This is a genomic window from Plantibacter sp. ME-Dv--P-122b (genome assembly GCF_030209375.1).
Lineage (GTDB): Bacteria > Actinomycetota > Actinomycetes > Actinomycetales > Microbacteriaceae > Plantibacter.
In genome coordinates, this window is sequence record NZ_JARVSC010000003.1 from 620,325 (window position 1) to 640,428 (window position 20,104).

Genomic DNA, 20,104 nt, shown 5'->3' on the forward strand with positions numbered 1-20,104 from the left:
TCGAAGGGCGCACTCCGACAAGCTCAGTGACCGATCGAGTAGGACGGTCGGCAGCGGGTCAGGGCGCGAGGGACGGGACCGGCAAAGGGGTGGCGGTCGGCGCAACCGTGGCGCCGACCGCCGATTCGTCTCGCACCCGAACGTGCGAGACGGCTGTGGTCACGACGGCGAACCGGCCGACGTCGTGACGGGTCTCTCCGTCGCCTGGCGCTCCGGCAGCAGCTGGCGGAGCACTCCCCCGGCGTGCGCCGCCCACCGACCGACGGCGACCCAACTGCGGTCGCGGACGAACAGCAGGTCGAGCGCGATCATCGCGAGCGAGAACGGCCACAGGCCGAGGAACAGACCGATCCCGAGGTGCATGAGGATCGTGAAACCGAGCGCGAGGATCCGCGTCGGCCGCCACAGGATGAGCACCGGGAACAGCAGCTGCACCCAGACCGACAGGAACGTGGCGACCCAGACGAACGGGCCGACCTGCCAGGCGAGGTCGCTCAGCACGGGGAAGGGTCGGAACACGTCGAGGACGAGGGAGTAGTAGAACGCCGTGCCCTCGCGCCACTCGGGACCCATCAGCTTGTAGATACCGGAGTTCACGTAGACGAGCATGATCTGGTACGCGCAGAGCAGGACCGCCGTGTTGTTGGCGGCGTTCGCGAGCCACGCCGGGATCGCGAGTCGACCGCGCAGGATCGGCCGCGGCGCTCGACCCCGCCGCTTGGCGAGCCACGCGTCGACCGACCAGTGACGCGACAGGTCCGCGAACACCAGGAACAGCAGCGTGATGCGGAGGATCGTGTCGCCGCCGTTGGTCAGCACCGTGCTGTTGGTCGCGAGCCCCACCCAGAACACGAGCAGGACGGGTGTGACGAACCGGGTCTGCCAGCCGACGAGGAACAGCAGCCCGAGCACGATGAGCACCCCGTAGGCGAGGTCGAAGACGAAGGCGCTGTCCTTCGTGAAGACGACCTCGAACAGCGGGAACCACGCGCGGCGGTTCGCCTCGGGGTCGACCCACTTCGACGCGACGCCCCAGAGGTAGTGGCGGTCGGCGAGGCTCGTGACGAGGAAGCTGACGATCGCGACACCGTAGAGGATCCGCAGGGCGGAGAGGCTGTAGCCGGCGTGCTTGGCACCCGTCACCCAGCCGGCGAAACGGTCGAACCACGCGCGGACGGCGTTCATCGTGCACCTCCGTAGCGGGTGACGACATCGCGGTAGACGGCGAGGGTCTCCGGGTCGATGACGTCGTCGACGTGCCGCCAGCCGAAGGTGACGGCGGTGTCGTCGAACTGCTGCTCCTCGGAGAAGCGGTTCTCGAAGTCGTTCGGGCGGGTGCGGTCGATCCGCCACCGGACACGCTCGACGTCCTGGTCGAAGTACGCCGTGGAGAACGCTGTCGCGTACTCCTTGAGCATGTAGTCGTAGCGGAGGAACCGGACGATGTCGCCCTGCCCTGAGCCCGGCGTCGTGCTGGCGGCGTCGAGGTCGGCGATGAGCGACTCGGCCGACTGGGCGCGATACCCGCCACCGTCGGCCCGCTGGATGAAGGTGTCGCGGACGATCTCGCGCTGCTGGGCGTCGAGCGCGAGGTAGCGGGTGTTGTAGGCGAGCATCGCGTTCCACGAGGACTTCTGGATCCGCGACGGCTCGGCGTGGCCGGGGACCGCCTGCTGCTCGAGCTTCGTCACATTGACCCAGTCGGACTTCACGAGCGTCCCGTCCGCGTCGCGCCACTGCGCCTGGACGGAGAAGGTGATGTTCGTCTTCATGATGCTCGGCGCGAAGACGTTCCACTTCTGTGTGAAGTACGGGCCCGCCGCGGCGACGACGGCACCGCGGACGGGTGTGGTCGGCGAGACGATGACGAGGGTGCCGGCGACGTAGACACCGACGAGGGCGATCGAGACCGCGGCGGCGATGCGAGCGGCCCGCTTCGGCGGGGCGGACGACCCCGTTCCCTGTCCGCCCTCCGGTCCGTCAGCGCAGGGCAGTCCCTCGGCGCCGCCTGGCCCCTGAGCGCTCTTCGGTCCCTGAGCGCCCATCGGCCCCTGAGCGCCCATCGGTCCCTGAGCCTGTCGAAGGGTGTCAGGACGATCCCCGACGGGTGTGCGTGTGATCGGAGTCACGGTTCCTCCTTGGTGCTGGGTGATGATGAACCGCGGGGCACCCGTTCGGTGGTGCCGTCCGCGGGGGAAGGAGTGGGCCGTGCCGACCCGAATGCGGCACGGCCCGCTCAGCGGGGTCACTCCAGACGCGCTCGTCGCGTGGCCACGAAGGCGCCTCCGAGGAGGAGCATCGTGGCGCCGAGTCCCCCGAGCCACAGGCCGTCGAAGCCGGTGCTCGGCAGACCGGGGCGTGACCCCGGTGCGGCAGCGGCCACCGCGGTGACCGTGAAGGCGGTCGCCTCGCGGTCGAGCGGCAGGTCGCCGGTCACGGATCCGGAGAGCTCCACCCGGTGGGCACCCAGCTCGATCGACGAGTCGACCGGGAAGGTGAGGGTGGCGTTGCCGGAGGCGTCGGCGACGACCGGCGTCAGGGCGAACGGCGTCGAGAAGACGGTGGCCGAGACGGTCTCGCCGGGCTCGAAGCCGGTGGCGTAGACCTCCTGGATCACGCCCGTGTCGCGGACGATCGTCGAGTACTTGACGGTCGCCAGGCGGTCGTCGCCGGCGTCGGTGTCACCGTCGGCGTCAGCTGCCGTGTCGGCGTCGGTCGCCGTGTCGGCATCCGTCGCTGTGTCGGTGTCGACATCCGCGTTCAGGTCGACGTCAGCCCCGTCGGACGCCGCATCGACATCCGCAGCAGCGTCAGTGTCGGCCGCAGCGTCCACATCTGCCGCAGCATCGGTGTCGGCGTCAGCGGCCGTGTCCGCATCCGTCTCCGTGTCGGCGTCGACATCCGCGTTCAGGTCGACATCCACTCCGTCGGACGCTGCATCGGTGTCAGCGGCTGCATCGACATCCGCGGCGGTGTCCGTGTCGACAGCGTCCACATCAGCAGCCGCATCGGAATCGACGAAGACGTCCGCATCCGTAGCCGCATCCGTGTCAGCAGCAGCATCGGTGTCAGCAGCAGCATCCACATCCGTTGCAGCATCGGTGTCAGCGTCCACGTCAGCAGCCGCATCGACGTCTGCCGCAGCGTCCACGTCAGCAGCCGCGTCGGTGTCCGCAGCAGCATCCACATCGGCCGCAGCGTCGGTGTCGGCGGCAGCGTCCACATCAGCATCCACATCAGCCGCGGCATCCACGTCCACGTCGGTGTCGACATCGGCGTCAGCATCCGTGGCAGCGTCCACGTCGACCGCAGCGGCGTCGGTGTCGACGTCGACCGCTCCCTCCTCGATGGCGACCTCGGCCGCGGCCGGCGTCTCGGAGACGTCGCCCTCGGCGGTCACCGTGACCGGTCCGGGCGTGTAGTCGTCCGGGATCGGCAGGTCCACGGTGAAGGAACCGTCAGGGTTCGTCACCACGGTGACGGACGGTGCGCCCGGGATCGAGACCGTGACCGTCTCACCTCCGGCGAAGCCCGTCCCGTCGACCGTGACCGTCTCACCCGGCAGCACCGACGACGGGTCGACCGTGATGGCCGTGTCGTAGGCGAGGACCTCGATGATCGTGGTCGCCGGCTCGTTCGATGCAGCACCGAGTGCCGTGACCGTGACGTCGCCGAGCGCGTAACCGTCGGGGACCGGGAGGGTCACCGTGAAGCCGCCGCCGGCGTTCGTCACCTGCGTGACGACCGGAGCGCCCGGGATGGACACCGTCACCGTCTCGTTGGCTGCGAAGCCCGTGCCGGTGATGACCGTCGTGTTGCCGGCGATCAGCGCGTCCGGGGAAGCGGTGATGACGGGCGAGAAGACGACCACGGTGACCGTGACAGTGGTGGTGGCGGGTGTCTGCGACACCGCTCCCTCGGCCGTCACGACGAGCGGGCCGACGGTGGCAGCCGCGGGGATCGTGATCCCGACCGAGAACTCACCGGCGCCGTCCGTCGTCGCCGGGACGGCGGTGCCGCCCGGGACCGTGACCGTGACGGACTCGTTCGCGGCGAAGCCGGTGCCCGTGACGAGCGTCGCTCCGCCGGCCGTGACCGTGCTCGGGTCGGCGGTGATCGCCGTCTCGTAGGCCTCGACCGTGAGCTCCGCCTCAGCGGGCGTCGCCGAGGTCTCACCGACCGCGGTCACCGTGACCGGGCCGGCGGGCGTGCCGGGCGGCACCGGCAGGGTCGCGGTGAAGCCGCCGTCGCCGTCGGCCGTCACCACGACGGGGTCGCCGCCGGGGATCGAGACGCTGACCGACTCGTTCGGCTGGAAGCCGGTGCCGGTGACCGTGGTGGTCTGGCCCGGGTTCACCGTGTCCGGCGTGAGGGTGATCGCCGTGTCGTAGACCGTGGCCTCGACCGTGACGGTGGTGGTCGCCTCGGTCGCCGAGACGACGCCGAGTGCGGTGACCGTGACCGGACCGGTCGCGAAGCCCTGCGGGACGGCGAACGTCGTCGTGATCTCACCGTCGGCGTTCGAGGTGACCGTCACCGGCGCGAGACCGGGGAAGGTGACCGTGACGCTCTCGCTCGGCGCGAAGCCGCTCCCCGAGACCTCCGTCGAGGTCCCGCCGGGGACCGTCGCCGGGTCGGCGGTGATCGTCGGCGTGTAGACCAGGTCGACCGTGAGGTTCGTCGTCGCAGGGGTGTCGGACGTCGCGCCGAGCGCGGTCACCACGACCACACCTTCGGCGTAGTCGGCCGGGACGGGCAGCGACACCGAGATGGTGCCGGTCGCCGTCGCCGTGGTGGTCACCGGGTCGGCGCCGGGGATCGAGACCGTGACGCTCTCGTTCGGTGCGAAGCCGGTGCCGGTGACGAGGGTGCTGGCACCCGCGACGACGGTGGTCGGGTCGGCGGTGATGGCCGTGACGTAGGTCGTGGCCTCGACGGTGAGCGTCGCCGTGGCGGGGGTCGCCGAGACGGCCCCGGTGGCGGTGACGGTCACGGGTCCGAGCGGGAAGTCCGCCGGGAGGTCGACGCTCACGGAGATCTCACCGTTGCCGTTCGACGTGGTGGGGATCGGTGTCGCGATGCCCGGGACGGTGACGCTCACGGCCTCGTTCGGCGCGAAGCCGTCACCGGCGACCGTGGTGCTGCCACCGGGTGCGACCGTCGCCGGGTCGACCGTGATCGCGGTCTCATAGGCCTCGACGGTGACCGTCGCCGTCGCGTCCGCCGCGGAGACGGCGCCAGTTGCGGTGACGACCAGCGGTCCGGCGGGCGTGCCCGACGGGATCGGCAGGGCGGCGGTGAAGCCGCCGTCACCGTCCGCCGTCACGACGACCGGCGTGCCACCGGGGATCGAGACCGAGACGGACTCGTTCGGCGCGAAGCCGGTACCGGTGATCGTCGTCGAGGTGCCGGGGAGCAGGGTGTCCGGGTCGGCGGTGATCGCGGTGTCATAGGGCACCACGGTCACGTCGGCGTCGGCCGGTGTGTTCGACGTGTCGCCGGTCGCGGTGATCGTGATCGGCCCAGCAGGCGTTCCGGCCGGGATCGTCACGGGCTGCGTGAAGTCGCCGTCGCCGTTCGTCGTCACGGTGACGGGGTCGCCGCCCGGGATCGTGATGGTGACGGTCTCGTTCGGTGCGAAGCCGGTGCCCGTGACGGTGGTGGTCCCACCCGGGTTGACCGTCGTCGGGTCCACCGTGATCGCCGTGTCGTACACGACCGCTTCGACGAGGACCGAGGTCTGCGCCGGCGTGAGCGACAGGGCACCCGTGGCCGTGAAGGTGACCGTCACGGGGACGAAGTCCGCCGGGAAGGTGACCACCTGGCTGATCTCGCCGAGCCCGTTCGCCGTGGTCACGATGTCGTCGAAGCCGGGAGCCGAGATGGTCACCGACTCGTTCGCGACGTAGCCGCCACCCGACAGGATCGTCGAGTCACCGGGGTTCAGCGTGGACGGCGTCGCGGTGAGCGTCGTGTCGAACGCCTCGACGGTGATCGTCGCAGTGGCGGGCGTGGCCGAGACCGCGCCGACGGCCGTCACGACGACGGGGCCGGCGGGGGTGCCGGGCAGGATCGGCAGGATGGCGGTGATGTCGCCGTCCGGACCGGCCTCCACAACGACGGGCGTGCCGCCGGGGATGGAGACGGAGACGGACTCGCCGGGCAGGAAGCCCGTTCCGGTGACGGTGGTGCTGCCGCCGGGGAGGAGCGTGTCGGGGTCGGCGGTGATCGCCGTGTCGTAGACCGTCGCTTCGACCGTGACCGTGGTCGTCGCCTCGGTCGCGGAGACGACGCCGAGGGCCGTGACCGTGACCGGACCGACCGCGAAGTTCTGCGGGACGTCGACGGTGGTCGTGATCTCACCGGCTGCGTTCGACGTGACCGTGATCTGGTCGAGGCCCGGGAAGGTGACCGTGACGCTCTCGCTCGGCGCGAAGCCGGCGCCCGAGATCTCGGTGCTGGTGCCGCCGGGGACCGTGGCCGGGTCGGCGGTGATCGTCGGGGTGTAGACGACGTCGACCGCGAGGTTCGTCGTGGCCGGGGTCTCGGAGACCTCGCCGAGGGCGGTCACGACGACCGTGCCCTCCGCGTAGTCCGCTGGGACCGGGAGCGAGACGGAGATGGTGCCGGTCGCTGAGGCCTGCGTGGTGACCGCGGGCGCACCGGGGATGGAGACCGTGACGGTCTCGTCGGGCTCGAAGCCGGTACCGGTGACGAGCGTGCTCTCCCCCGCGACGACGGTCGTCGGGTCGACCGTGATGGCCGTGACGTAGGTGGTCGCCTCGACGGCGAGCGTCGCCGTGGCCGGGGTGGCCGAGACGGCACCGGTGGCGGTGACCGGGACGTCGCCGAGCGGGAAGTCCGCCGGGAGCGTGACACTGACCGTGATCTCACCGTCGCCGTTCGCCGTGGTCGTCACGGGCGTCGCGAGGCCGGGGATGGTGATCGAGACGGACTCGAGCGGAACGAAGCCGGAACCGGTGACGACCGTGCTGCCACCGGGGGCGATGGTCGCCGGGTCGAGCGCGATGTCGGTGTCGTAAGCCTCAACGGTGAGGTCCGTCTCGGCCGGCGTCGCGGAGACCGCGCCGGTGGCGGTGACCGTCAGCTGGCCGGCGGGCGTCCCCGACGGGATCGGCAGGGCGGCCGTGAAGCCGCCGTCGCCGTCAGCCGTCACGACGACGGGCGTGCCGTCCGGGACGGAGACGGAGACCGACTCGTTCGCGGCGAAGCCGGTACCCGTGATGGTGGTCGAGTTACCGGGGAGGAGCGAGGCCGGGTCGGCGGTGATGGCCGTGTCGTACGGGAGCACCTCGAGGTCGGCGGTCGCCGGGGTGGCCGACGTCTCACCGGTGGCGGTGACGACGACGGTCGCGGCGGGCGTGCCGGCCGGCACGGTGAGATCGACGGTGAAGCCGCCGTCCTCGTCGGCGACCGCGGGCACCGGGGTGCCGCCCGGGTAGCCGACGGTGACCGTCTCGCCGGGCAGGAAGCCGCTGCCGGTCACGGTCGTGGTGTTCCCAGGGATGAGCGACGTCGGGTCGAGCGTGATGGCGGTGTCGTAGACCGTCGCGGTGACGGTGACGACGGTGGTGGCCTCGGTCGCGGACACGGCGCCGAGGGCGGTGACCGTGACGTCGCCGACCGCGAAGTTCTGCGGGACCGCGATGGGGGTGCCGATCGCGCCGAGTGCCGTCGCGGTGACGGTGATCGGCTCGAGGCCGGGGAACGTCACGACGACGTCCTCACCCGGTGCGAACCCGGCACCGTTGATGATCGTGGTCGTGCCACCCGCGACCGTGGCCGGGACGGCGACGATCGAGGTCTCGTAGACCACGGCGAGGTTGGTCGTGGCCGGGGTGTCGGACGTCTCGCCGAGCGCGGTCACGACGACCGGGCCTGCGACGTAGCCGGCGGGGATGTCGAGGTCGACCGAGATCGTGCCGGTTCCGGTGGCCGTCGTGGTGACCGGGTCGACGCCGGGGATCGAGACGGCGACGGTCTCGCCCGAGGCGAAGCCGGTGCCGGTGATCGTCGTGGTCCCGCCGGCGACGACACTGGCCGGGTCGGCGGAGATCGCGGTGACGTACTGCGTCGCCTCGACCGTGACCGTCGTGGTCGCGGGGCTGGCCGAGGAGACGCCGGTCGCCGTGACCGTCACGGGGCCGAGCGGGACGTCCGCCGGAAGCGTGAGGCTGGCGGAGATCGTGCCGGTGCCCGTCGCGGTGGTGACGACCGGGTCGGTGAGGCCGAGGACGGTGATCGACACGGACTCGCCGGGCAGGAACCCGGTGCCGGTGATCGTGGTGCTGCCACCCGGAGCGATCGTCGCCGGGTCGGCGGAGATCGCGGTCACGAACGGCGCGACGATGAGGTCGGCGGTGGCCGGGGTGTCGGAGGTCGCACCGGTGGCGGTGAACGTCAGGGTCGCCGGGGTGAAGCCGGCGGGGACGGTGACGCTCTGGCTGATCGCACCGGAAGCGTCCGACGTCGTGATGACCGGGTCGAGACCGGGCGCGGTGATGGTGACCTGCTCGTTCGCCGCGAAGCCGGTGCCGTCGATCACGGTGGACTGGCCCGGGTTGACGGTCGCGGGCGTGGCGGTGATGGCCGTGTCGTACACGACGAGCGTGCCGCGGACGGAGGACGATGCGAGGTTGACCGTCGCGAGCGAGATCGCCGGGACGAGGGAGATCTGCACGGCTCGGACGGTCGCCGATCCGTCACCGAGGTCGCCGGTCGCCGGCTGCACGTTCGCGGTGACATCGGCGACGAGCCGCACGATGTCGAGGATCGGTCCGACGACGTTCGCCGCCAGGCCGCCGGTGATGCCGTTCAGGGCGGTGTTGAGCGTTCCGACACCGGTGTAGGCCGTGGCGACCGTGTTCTTCACGAGGTTGAGGACGAGGTTGACGACCTGGTCCAGGCTCAGATCGAGGGTCGCAAGGATCGGGTTCAGCACGTTCGGGAGGAGCCCGGCCGAGGTGAAGGCGGCGGTGCCGTTCTGGACGGCACCGAGGGTCGAGTCGAGCGACAGGGAGATGACCGGGACCTGCGTGACGACGACGTTCGTCGTGACGTTGCCGGTGACCTGGATACGCGTGCCGTCCACGGCCGCCTGCAGGCCGGCGGACACGGCCGTGACCTGCGCGGTGACGGCGGAGGTGATGGCCGCGGCGATGGCGGCACCGATCGGGCCCGAGAGCAGCGAGGTGTTCGGCGGCAGGTCGTTCAGGTCCGGCAGGTTCGGGTCGTTCGCGAGCAGGGTCGCGAGGTCGACGGTCACCGCGCCGGTGAGCAGGTTGACGGAGACACCGGTCGCCGCCGACTGCGATGCCTGGGTGGTGAGGATGTCGTTGACCACGGTCGCGAGGTTCGGCGGGGTCACCGTCCCCGTCGCGCTCACGCGGAGGACGCCGATGAGGTTCGCGTTCAGCGCGGTGTTGAGCGCCGACGTGAGCCCGTTGAGCGTGGTCTGCAGCGGCGGGAGGAGGCCGGTGACCTGCGTCCCGACGTTCTGCACGAGGGGGCTCTGGAGGGTGAGTGTCGCGCCAGCGATCTGGTAGTCGGGAACAGCCGTGGCGCCGCCCGTCTGCGAGATCGTGGAGGCGAGGGCGCCGAGGCTGAGCGAGAGGTCGCTGAGGACGCCGCCGGTCGGGGTGCCGACGCGGCCGAGCAGTCCGGTGAGGTCGAGTTCGGCGTCGGCCGGTGGGGCGTCCGGTCCGCCGATGGACACGCCGCCCTGGTCGGTGACGGCGCCGGACCCGGCGAGCGCGTCGCCGTTGTCGGCGGCTGCGCCGTACTGGGCGACCGCACCGAGTTCGATGACGCCGTTCGTGCCGAAGAGCTGGAGGGAGTCACCGAGGTCGACGCCGAGGGTGTCGAGCACCTCTGCCGAGAGTGGGTTCGCGGCGACCGGGTGCACCCCGCTGGGGTTCTCCGCTCGGGCACCGTTGACGGCGGCGAGCGTGTCGAGGTTGATCCCGGCAGCCTGCCCGCCGAGGAACCGGCCGAGCCCGTCCGACACGTCGGACGGTGCTGCCACTGCTGCTGTCGTCGTCGATCCCATCGCGATGACCGTGCCGACCACGGCCATGGCCGCGACCTTCCAGGCACGGCCTCGGCCGAGGATGCTGCGTTGCTGTTCCCCCACGGTGGAACCCTTTCGTCGGTGCACGGGCGGGCCCGCGTCTGGCGTCGATCCCGGCCAATCTAGGGGCGCAGGTCCGTGTCCCCCAGAGGTGGGACAGCAACCCGGGTAGTGGCGTGGCCGAAACCGGTATTCCGCTCGCCCGGGGCGGGGAGTGGGAGGTTTCCCCCGGTGACTACGAGGTATCCCCCACGCGGGGTACGTAGTTTCTACTGAGAACACTCAGCTAGGGCTCCTGAAGCACCCAGGCAGTCCGGATAATGGGGGACAGATCCAATGGAGGGTCGAGTCGAATGGAGGGTCAGTACCGCTGAGCAGGGGTGAGCGGTCAGCCGACAGGACGACGGATCTCGCTGGACGACGGAGCTTGAGGGGGCTGCGATGGAAGAGCAGGTTGAGACCGCACCGGTGCGGAGGCGGCAGGTCGGAGCCCACGAGCGAGCCCTACCGTGATCGAGCGCTCGCCGCGATACGCGGGTGGGTCCCGCTCGGCCGGGTCACCGATGCGACGGACGGCCGAGTTCCGCCAGGCCGCGTCGCGGGCGCCGGGTCCGCAAAGCAGCCGCGAGGCCGCCATCGCCCGGGTCGCCGTGCTCATCGAACACCGGACGAGTACCCTGCTCGTCGGTCCACACGGCTACGGCAAGACCCACACGGTCGATACGATCGGTGCGCACATGCAGCGCTCGGGTCGTGCCGTCGTCCGACTCTCAGGGACAGCGCCCGACGCCTCACACCTGCTGAGCGACTGGCGCACCGCCCCGAGCGGCTCCGTCTTCATCATCGACGACGGTGCCGGCCTCCAGGCGAGCGGGCTGTCCGACCTCGTCGACCTCGCAAGGTCGCGTGAACACGTCGCCCTCGTCACGCTCGAACAGGAGCGCGTCGGGCTGCCGAGTGCCTCAGACGATTCCGCGCAACGGCTGCTCTCCGTGTGGCGGGGCGGGGCGCTCACCCGGATCGACCTCCCAGCGCTCGACGGGTTCGAGGCCTCGGCGCTCGCCGACGCCGCGGCGGACGACGCCATCCTCGACGACATGGCGAAGGCCGTCATCGTGCGCCTCAGCAACGGCTCACCACGCCTCGTCCACGAGCTCACCAAGGACGCCCTCGAGACGGGCGGCGAGTTCTACCTCCCGCGCAGCATCCTGTCGCTCGGGGTGGCCGGCGTCTCGCCACGCATCCACGATCTCACCGATCCGCAGCTCTCCCGCCTCGACGACGAGGGCCGCTACGCCCTCGTCATGCTCGCGAAGCTCGGGCCCGTCCCCTACGCGCGCGCGGCACGGCTGATCGGCGAACACGAGCTCCACACGCTGTTGCGGCTGGGCCTGGCGCGCAACGACGGGTCAGGACAGGACCGGATCGTCGCGGACGAGCTGCACGCCTGGTCGGCGCTGGCCGAGTGGCGGCACGGCGGTCGGCTGCGCCCGCACGACCGCGTCCAGCGCACCCTCATCGCGGACCTCCGCTCGGGGAGCCGGCTGACGCCGAACGAGTCATTCATCCTCGGCCGGTACTGGCTGTCGATCGACGACGACCGCTTCGACCACGGGTTCGAGGCGATCACGATGGCGCGGGTCTACCTGGATGCGGCGCACGTCGCGAACGTCGCAGGACTGCCCTCGGACGGCCAGTTGCTCGCCGCTCGCGCGTTCACCTGGCGTCCGTCGGTGAGCGCGGCCCTCCAGCAGTCGAGATCACTCGCGATGCTCGGTGATGTGGACGGGGCGCAGCGCGTGCTCGAGGTCGGTCCGGAGGCCGATTCCGACGAGGACATCCAGGCCGAGGTGTTGAGTTGGCGAGCGACGCTGGACCGCTGGGGCGACCGCACGTGCGCGCAGGTCCTGACGGAACGAGCCGAGTACGGCCGTGCGCTCACGCGGCGCATCGAGATGGTCGAGCTGTGGCGCCAGCACACCGAGCCCGGGCCGACCGAGCACGACGGCAGGTATCAGGACGTCCTCGACGACGAAGCCGCCGCGCAGTCGCCGCGCCTGTACGCGGCCGCCGCGCTCCTCAGCCGACGGGGCCTGCACTCGTCGCCGACCGAGCTCCACGAACTGCTGCGTGCCGGTGATGCGGTGTACCGGCGGGTACCGTACAACGCTGCGCGCCCGCTGTCCCACGCGATGCGTGACGCGAGCGCGATGTACGTCCTCGCGGCCGGCACGGTCCGGCTCCTGACCGGCCTGTCCTGGGCCGGCTTCGCGCGGTACATCGACGAGTTCGCCGAGCGTGCGGAACGTGGAACCGGTCGGCTGGCGACGACCGATCAGTGCATCGTCGGTCTGCTCGGCGCCCAGCTCGCGTTCTTCGACGGCAGACCGGAGCGAGCGCTGGCGGACCTACGGGTCGTCGAACGCATGCTCGACTCGACGATCCCGCCCGACGTCCACACGCAGGCCTCGCTCATCCTCATCGGCGCGCTCGCGCAGACGGGACAGCTCGACGAGGCGATGGACCGGCGTGCCGGAACGGACACGCGTCTCGTCGCGTCGTCCGCGGTCCTCTCCTACCTCGCCGACATCGCTGACTTCAGCCTGCTCTTGGCCGACGGCAACCTGACGGCTGCCAAGGTGCAGTTGCACCACATGGCCGAGTCCGGCTCCAATCCGCTGACCGAACGGCTCTACTCCGCGTGCCTGGCCTCCGTGGTCGGCACTGACGCAGCGGAGGCGTTCTCCTGGGTGGCCGACGCGAAGGACCGCGAGATGACGCCGCTGCAGGGCGCGTTGTTCCTACTCCTCGATGCCGGCGCGTCGGGTGATGCGAGCCGGGTGGAGGAGGCCGCTTGCTCCCTCGAAGCCGTGGGAGCCCGGCATCGGGCCATCGGAGCCCATCAGCTCGCTGCGCGCCTGCACACGGAACAGGGACGCCCGCATCACGCTCGTCGCTGTGCCGAGCGCATCGCGGGGCTGTCGGAACAGCCGACCGGACCGCTCGTGGATCTGACACCGGGGCACACGCTCTCGGGCCCCACCACGGACGGTTTCGGACCGGCGGCGTCGGCACCGCCCGCTGCCGATGGCGCCCTCGCGGTCGGCGACCCCGCCGACCACGCACCGCTCGCCTACATCCCGTTCGATCAGCACGCGCATCGCGACGAACCGCCCGCCGACCTGTCCGCGCTCACCCGGCGCGAGTTGGAGGTGGCGCACCTCATCGCACAGGGATTGAGCAATCAGGAGATCGCCACCCGCCTGTTCCTCAGTGTCCGGACGGTCGAGTCGCACGTGCTGCAGGCGCGGACGAAGCTCGGCGCCGGGCGCCGGCGGGACCTGGGTCGGATCGTCGTGCAGTCCGGCCGACGCGAGGCGTGACCGACCCGGCCCGTGGGCGACCTCCGCTCGCGGGCCGGATCGGGCGATCTCGGTAGTCCACCAGCGCTTTGCCACGGATCCCAGTACCCCACTACTGGTGACAACACGCAGCCTGCTACCTATCGTCCTGAGTGTGTCGCGAGACGTGCGGAGACCGTCTCCGCACGCCCGACACCTGAGGTGACGCGAGCCGTCACCGGCGGACTCCAGGGGGCTTCCATGACCATCGACACCAGCACCGAGGCCCCAGTGGCCACCGCCACCGACGCGCCCGTCCGCGGCCAGCGCAGCAAGCGGGCGAAGGCGATCCTCGCCGGCGGCCTGGTGCTCGGCGTCGGTGCGGCGATCACCCTCGCGGCCTGGAACGACTCCGAGTTCGCGACGGGGATCTTCGCCGGTGGTGGGTTCGGCATCGAGGGCAGCACGAACGGCACCACGTTCTCCGAGCACCCAGCCGCAGCCGCAGCCGCACCGCTGACCTTCGCCGTCGAGGCCGACAACCTGGCTCCCGAGGAGCCCGTCTACGCCGGCTTCGCCGTGCAGCTGACCGCCGCGTCGACGTACGCCGGAACGGTCGACATCACCGCCACGAGCGGCGACGCCATCGCCTTGTCGCTCAGCTACTCCGTCGTGGAGACCACCACCTTCGGCTGTGACGCCACGAGCTTCGCGGCCGGTGACCCGCTCGTGACGGACGCCGCCACGGCGGAGAGCACGGCCGCGGACATCTTCACGCTGGGTGCCGCGACCACGCCGGTCTTCCTGTGCTTCGAGGTCACCCCGGCAGCGAGCCTCCCCCAGGCGTCGCCGAGCGGCACCGTGGTCTGGGAGTTCGCAGCCGAGTCCACCACGCCGCTGCCGTAGTCCACGGCAGGGCGGACGATCATGGGACGGCACACACCGGGGGCCGGTCGGCATCACCGCGCCGCGGAGCCAAGCGGCGGCCGATCACGGTTCACGAGGACGCGAGCGCTTCTCGCGAGTGCCCTCGTGCTTGGGGTGGGGACCTCGCTGACTCTTGCAGCGTGGAGCGACGACGAGTTCGGGTCGGCGTCGTTCGCGGCGAGCACCTTCGCCGTCGAATCGCAGACGGCGCCGGGAAGTTGGGCGGCGCACGAAGCGGCCAACCCGGTGACGCTGCTGTTCAACGCGACCGCCATGTCGCCTGGACTGTCCCAGTACGCGTACGTCGACATCCGCACCACCTCGGCGACGACCATCGGCGGGACGGCTACCCTGTCCGCAGTGTCGGCGGCAACCGGCGGGCTGCTTCCGGCGCTCGAGTACCGCGTCGTGGCGACGGCGACGGGCACGACGTGCGGAGCGGGTGCATTCGCCTCGCAGACATACACGGGGTCGTTGGCGGCCGGCGCGGGGGTGCCGACGGCGTCCGGCCCCCTGGGCACGGCGTCGGCGACCCCGGTGCGTTTCTGCTTCGACGTTCGGGTGAAGCCGGGCACGGCCTCCAGCTTCCAGGGCAACACGGCGTCGGCGACCTGGGTGTTCACCAGCACCTCCAGTTCCTGATCGGAGCACCGTGACCCGGACCCCCACGGACGCCACCGACGCCCCCGAGCCTCGGCAACCCCGCCGCTCGGTGGCGTCGATCGTCGGCAGCACCCTGCTGAACCTCGCCGCCGTCGGCGGGGTGGTCTGCATCGTGCTCGTCATCCTCGCGACCTGCTTCAACGTCACCCTCATCATGTTCAAGACCGGTTCCATGAGCCCGACGATCCCCACCGGCTCACTCGCCCTCGTGCGCGAGATCCCGGCATCCGACATCGCGGTGGGCGACGTCGTGACCGTCGACCGAGCGGGTCAGCTGCCGGTCACCCACCGCGTCACCTCGGTGACCGGCGGCGTGGACACCGCAGGGCCACAGCGGACGATCACCATGCAAGGCGATGCGAACCAGTCGGAGGACCCCGAGCCGTACACCGTCTCGACGGTCCGCATCGTGCTCGCCTCCGTCCCCGGGCTCGCCTACCTCGTCGTGTGGCTCTCCAACCCGTGGGTGCTGGCCGGACTGACGCTCAGCTGTTCGGCCCTCGTCATGTGGGCGTTCTGGCCGCGCTCCGACCGCAAGCGTCCGCCGAGCGGCTCGGGAGGGACCGGCGGCGACGGTCGTGCTGCTTCCCGACGCCGCTCCTCCACGGCAGGCGCCGACGGAGCCGGACCACGACCAGCCCGTCACGCCGCGCTCCGCTGCTCACCGGTCGCCCTGCTCCTCGGAGCCGGCCTCGCGATCGGCGGCGCCGCTCCCGCACACGCCGAACCGATGGTCGACGTCATCGCCGGCGAGGCGGTCGTCCTCACCTCGATCGGCGACCCCTCAGCCATGCGGTCCCTCACCCCGGGTCGATCGACGCCCTGGGAGGTGGGTGTCAGCACCAAGCCGGAAACCACGCCGGGCTCCATCGACGTGACCATGGTCGGCTCCGGCTCGCCCGAACTCGGACTCGTCATGGTGGTCGACGCCTGTTCCGTCCGCTGGACCGCGGCCGGCTGCGTCGGCACCGTCACCCACCTGTTCGACGAGATGGCGGTGCCCGTCGACGGCGTCGAGCGCGCAGTGCTCTCGATGCGCAGCACGGAGGCGTGGTGGCTGAAGTTCGACGTCCGGATGCCGTCCGGTGCTGCCATCGCGAACGCCTCGGTCGCCCTCACGGTCACCGCCGAGGGCATCGGCGACAACGTCTCGGTCTCGCCCGGGCCGATCACCACGCTCCCCCGCACCGGCGCGAGCATCGAGTTCGCCGTCTGGGCGGCAGCGGGCGCGATCCTCATCGGTCTCGTCGGCGCATGGTTCGGCGCGCTGCGTCAGCATTCTCGCTCGGCGAGGAGCGCTTGATGAAACCAGGTCGGTCAAGACACGTCGCGGCGGTCGTCCTCGCGACCACTGTCGCACTCGTCGCGGCTCCTGCTCCGCAACCGGTGGAGGCCGCATGGCAGGACGCCGAGTCGGGCGCCGTGACGTTCGCCGCGCTGAGCATCCCCAAGCCCGCCTACCTCGCCGGAGCAAACGGGTGCTCCATCTCGACGACGTCGGTGCTCGGCGTCGGACTGGTGATCAACTCCTACACCCTGACGTTCACCATGCCGGAGGGGTATGGTGCGGCGGACATCCAAGTCGGCGGCGGGAACACGTCGACCACGATCGCCCTCGCCTCGGCGGCGGTCACACCGGCCGCGACCTCGCCGACGCCGAACCCGACGAGGCAGTACTCGATCACCTTCAACCGCGCTCTGCTCGACGGACTACTCACCGGCCTGCTCGGTGGGTCCGGCTATCTCGGCGTCCGCGTGGCGCCGTCGAGCCTGATCGTCCCGCCGCTCGCTCGAGACACGATCTGGACGTCGCCGTGGGCCGTCGTGCAGGTGGGGACAGGCCTCCTCGGCACGAACCCGACGTGCGCCGTCATCGGGTGAGTCGCACCGGACCGGACGATTCTCGGACGATCAGCTCGAACCCGGCGCGCACCCGCCGCCCCGGCCCGACGTGCCCGGCCACGCGTTCGACCAGCATCGCGACGGCCTCGCGGGCGATGGCCTCCTTGTCGGGCGCGACCGTCGTCAGCGACCGCATCGCGTACCGGCCGTCCTCGGTGTCGTCGAAGCCCACCACCGCCAGGTCGCGCGGGATGTCGACGCCGCGATCCCACGCGGCACGCATCGCGCCCAGCGCCATGAGGTCGTTGAAACAGAACACGCCGTCAGGAGGATCGCCCGCGTCGAGCATCGCCCCCATGACGGCCGCTCCGCTCGCTCGGTCGTATTCCCCTTCGGCCATATACCGGTTCGGGTCGAGTCCGGCCTCCCGCATCGCCCGCTCGAACCCGTCCACCCGCTGCTTCGCGGTGCCCGTGGAATGAGCCTGCCGACCGATGGCGGCGATCCGGGTGCAGCCACGTTCGATCAGGTGCCGGGTCGCGACGTAGGCCGCTTCGGTGCCGTCGATGGCGACGTGGTCCGCGCTCGCGCCGTAGTCCCGCTCTCCGAGGAGGACGATCGGCTGGGTCGCGGCGGCCGCTTCGACGTCGGCTGCCGTCAGGTTGAGCGCGTTGAGCAGGACGCCGTCGAAGGTCGAGGACACCGCTCCCCCGGTGAGCACGGCGCGCTCGCGTTCCGGGTCGCCGTTCGTCTGGTCGACGACGAGGGTGAGCGAGCGCTTCGTGAGTTCGGGGATGAGGCAGCGGGCGAGGTCGGAGAAGTACGGCACGTCGAGCTCGGGGACGACGAGCGCGATGAGTCCGCTGCGGTTGTTGCGGAGCCCCCTCGCGTGCGGATTGGGCCGATAGCCGAGCTCGTCGATCACCGTCTGCACGCGCTTGCGGGTCTCTGCTCCGACCCGTCCCGGCAGGTTCACGACGTCCGACACCGTGCGCTGAGAGACGCCGGCCGCCTGCGCGACATCCCGTGCGGTCACTGCCATCCGTGCCTCCCCGTCGGTCGCGCGCGCTCCACCGTGCGTCGGTCCTGACGCAAGCGTACCGACTCCACGACCGCCGGATACCGGCGGCAACCGATTTCCAAATCCGTCTTGTGCTACGTAGCACAAGCGGTTAGCGTGTCTCCCTGTCAGCACGGTCGCAGCGAGTCGAAGGAGATGCGCAGCATGTTCGAGAGCCCACCACCCATCACCCGAGCCGCCACATGAGCGCGCTCAACGAGCTGCGCGCGCTGCGGACGCCGAAGGGGGCGATCAAGCATCGCGACGCTTCCGAGTTCCGGGACAACCGCGCGGCGCTCCTCTTCCTCGGCCCCTGGATCATCGGCTTCCTCGTCATCACGCTCGGGCCGGTACTCGTCTCGCTCTACCTGTCGTTCACCGACTACAACCTCCTCCAGAACCCGAACTTCACCGGGCTGGAGAACGCGCAGCGGATGGTCGAGGACCCCCGCCTGCACCAGTCCCTCGGTGTGACCATCACCTACGTCCTGGTCTCGGTGCCGTTGCAGCTCATGGTCGCCCTGGCGATCGCGGTCCTCCTGGATCGCGGCCTGCGCGGGCTCTCGTTCTACCGGTCGGTGCTGTACCTGCCGTCGCTGCTCGGCGGCAGCGTCGCGATCGCCGTCCTCTGGCGGCTCGTCTTCGGCTCGAGCGGTCTCGTCAACGCGCTGCTCGCCGTCTTCGGCATCCAGGGCCCCGGGTGGATCTCGGAACCCGACACCGCGCTGTCGACGCTGATCATCCTGCACGTGTGGACGTTCGGTGCCCCGATGGTGATCTTCCTCGCGGGCCTCCGGCAGATCCCTCGGCAGTACTACGAGGCGGCGTCGACGGACGGCGCCGGCCGGTGGACGCAGTTCCGGTCGATCACCCTCCCGCTGCTCAGCCCGATCATTTTCTTCAACCTCGTGCTCGGCATCATCGGCGCGTTCCAGTCGTTCACGCAGGCGTACGTGGTGTCGAACGGATCGGGCGGGCCGTCCGACTCGACGCTGTTCATCACGCTCTACCTGTACCAGAAGGGCTTCGGCAGCTTCCAGATGGGGTACGCGTCGGCGATCGCGTGGCTCCTGCTCATCATCATCGCCGCCGCCACGGCCATCAACTTCTGGGCCTCGAAGTATTGGGTGTTCTACGATGACTGACCTCAAGACCCGCCCCTCATCCGAGGACGGACTCTCACCCGATGCGGCCGCCCGTCGCGAGCGTGGTGATGCTCAGCGCGCCAAGCTCCTGCGTCGGCAGCGGATCTCGAGCATCGGCAAGCACGCGCTGCTGATCCTGCTCGGGCTGCTGATGCTCTACCCCGTGCTGTGGATGGTGGTGTCGTCACTCCGCCCGAACGGGTACATCTTCGACAACCCGGGCCTCGTGCTCGACACCTTCGAAGCGTCGAACTACACGAACGGCTGGAACGCGCTCGCACAGCCGTTCGGGAGTTACCTGGCGAACTCGGCGATCGTCGTCGTCGGGTCGATCATCGGCAATCTGCTCACCTGCTCGCTCGCCGCGTACGGCTTCGCAAGGCTGCGGTTCCGGTTCAAGCGCTTCGCCTTCGCGGCCATGCTGCTCACGATGATGCTGCCGATCCACGTGCTGATCATCCCGCAGTACGTCATCTTCGCCCAGCTCGACTGGATCAACACCTACCTGCCGCTCATCGTGCCGAAGTTCCTCGCGACGGACGCGTTCTTCATCTTCCTCATGGTGCAGTTCATCCGCGGCATCCCGCGCGAGCTCGACGAGGCGGCGCGGATCGACGGAGCCGGTCACCTGCGGATCTTCGTGCAGATCATGCTCCCGCTCATGACCCCGGCACTCGCGACGACGGCGATCTTCACCTTCATCTGGACGTGGAACGACTTCTTCGGCCAGCTGATCTTCGTGACCGACCCCGACAAGTACACGTCGTCGGTCGCCCTCCGGTCGTTCGTCGACACCCAGTCGCAATCGGACTACGGCGCCCTCTTCGCCATGAGCGTCGTCACCCTGCTGCCGGTGTTCCTCGCCTTCCTGTTCGGACAGCGGTTCCTCCTCCGCGGCATCGCGACCACCGGAGGCAAGTAACCCTCGAGCTGCACTTGGTCCCTGAGCCTGTCGAAGGGCCCGGTCCCTGAGCCTGTCGAAGGGCCCGGTCCCCGAGTCCCCAACCGGTCCCCGAGTCCACAACCCGGTCCCCGA

At 70.4% G+C, this 20,104-nt stretch carries 11 protein-coding genes; 7 read left to right on the forward strand and 4 right to left on the reverse strand.

Translation table 11 applies throughout. The annotated features are described in order from the left end of the window. Positions 1–159: 159 nt before the first annotated feature. The 3 genes from QRN19_RS07600 to QRN19_RS07610 form a co-directional block, all read right to left on the reverse strand. Complete coding sequence (locus tag QRN19_RS07600; protein WP_285026141.1) at positions 160–1,185, reverse strand: HTTM domain-containing protein; 1,026 nt, start codon at positions 1,183–1,185, stop codon at positions 160–162. Beyond that, positions 1,182–2,129: a DUF5819 family protein gene (locus QRN19_RS07605; RefSeq protein WP_285026142.1), complete on the reverse strand. Its 948-nt coding sequence runs from the start codon at positions 2,127–2,129 to the stop codon at positions 1,182–1,184. The genes QRN19_RS07600 and QRN19_RS07605 overlap by 4 nt, the downstream gene beginning before the upstream one ends. Positions 2,130–2,245: 116 nt before the next feature. Next, positions 2,246–10,153 carry a choice-of-anchor G family protein gene (locus tag QRN19_RS07610; protein WP_285026143.1) on the reverse strand — a complete coding sequence of 2,636 codons (7,908 nt, stop codon included), beginning with the start codon at positions 10,151–10,153 and terminating at the stop codon, positions 2,246–2,248. Positions 10,154–10,653: 500 nt separating this feature from the next. Between QRN19_RS07610 and QRN19_RS07615 the strand changes: the two genes are divergently transcribed. The 5 genes from QRN19_RS07615 to QRN19_RS07635 all read left to right on the forward strand — a co-directional run bounded on the left by QRN19_RS07615 (position 10,654) and on the right by QRN19_RS07635 (position 16,902). Then, complete coding sequence (locus QRN19_RS07615; protein ID WP_285026144.1) at positions 10,654–13,473, forward strand: helix-turn-helix transcriptional regulator; 2,820 nt, start codon at positions 10,654–10,656, stop codon at positions 13,471–13,473. Between the two features lie 219 nt (positions 13,474–13,692). Continuing rightward, positions 13,693–14,337: a SipW-dependent-type signal peptide-containing protein gene (locus QRN19_RS07620; protein ID WP_285026146.1), complete on the forward strand. Its 645-nt coding sequence runs from the start codon at positions 13,693–13,695 to the stop codon at positions 14,335–14,337. A gap of 135 nt (positions 14,338–14,472) precedes the next feature. After that, positions 14,473–15,000 (forward strand): hypothetical protein, encoded by a 528-nt coding sequence (locus tag QRN19_RS07625; protein ID WP_285026147.1) that lies wholly within the window; start codon positions 14,473–14,475, stop codon positions 14,998–15,000. 10 nt (positions 15,001–15,010) lie between these two features. Next, positions 15,011–16,324 carry a signal peptidase I gene (locus QRN19_RS07630; RefSeq protein WP_285026149.1) on the forward strand — a complete coding sequence of 438 codons (1,314 nt, stop codon included), beginning with the start codon at positions 15,011–15,013 and terminating at the stop codon, positions 16,322–16,324. Next, entirely contained in the window at positions 16,324–16,902 is a 579-nt protein-coding gene (locus tag QRN19_RS07635; RefSeq protein ID WP_285026151.1) for a hypothetical protein, read from the forward strand. Before QRN19_RS07630 ends, QRN19_RS07635 begins: the two co-directional genes overlap by 1 nt. Here QRN19_RS07635 and QRN19_RS07640 read toward each other — a convergent pair. Continuing rightward, the gene (locus tag QRN19_RS07640; RefSeq protein WP_285026153.1) at positions 16,892–17,905 is read right to left on the reverse strand and encodes a LacI family DNA-binding transcriptional regulator; all 1,014 of its coding nucleotides are present in this window, start codon (positions 17,903–17,905) and stop codon (positions 16,892–16,894) included. The genes QRN19_RS07635 and QRN19_RS07640 overlap by 11 nt on opposite strands. Before the next feature lie 221 nt (positions 17,906–18,126). Here QRN19_RS07640 and QRN19_RS07645 point away from each other — a divergent pair, with 221 nt between their 5' ends. After that, positions 18,127–19,068 carry a carbohydrate ABC transporter permease gene (locus QRN19_RS07645; RefSeq protein WP_079706839.1) on the forward strand — a complete coding sequence of 314 codons (942 nt, stop codon included), beginning with the start codon at positions 18,127–18,129 and terminating at the stop codon, positions 19,066–19,068. Beyond that, on the forward strand, positions 19,061–19,990 hold the full coding sequence (locus tag QRN19_RS07650) for a carbohydrate ABC transporter permease (RefSeq protein WP_085512504.1): 930 nt from the start codon (positions 19,061–19,063) through the stop codon (positions 19,988–19,990). Before QRN19_RS07645 ends, QRN19_RS07650 begins: the two co-directional genes overlap by 8 nt. The last annotated feature ends 114 nt before the right edge of the window (positions 19,991–20,104 follow it).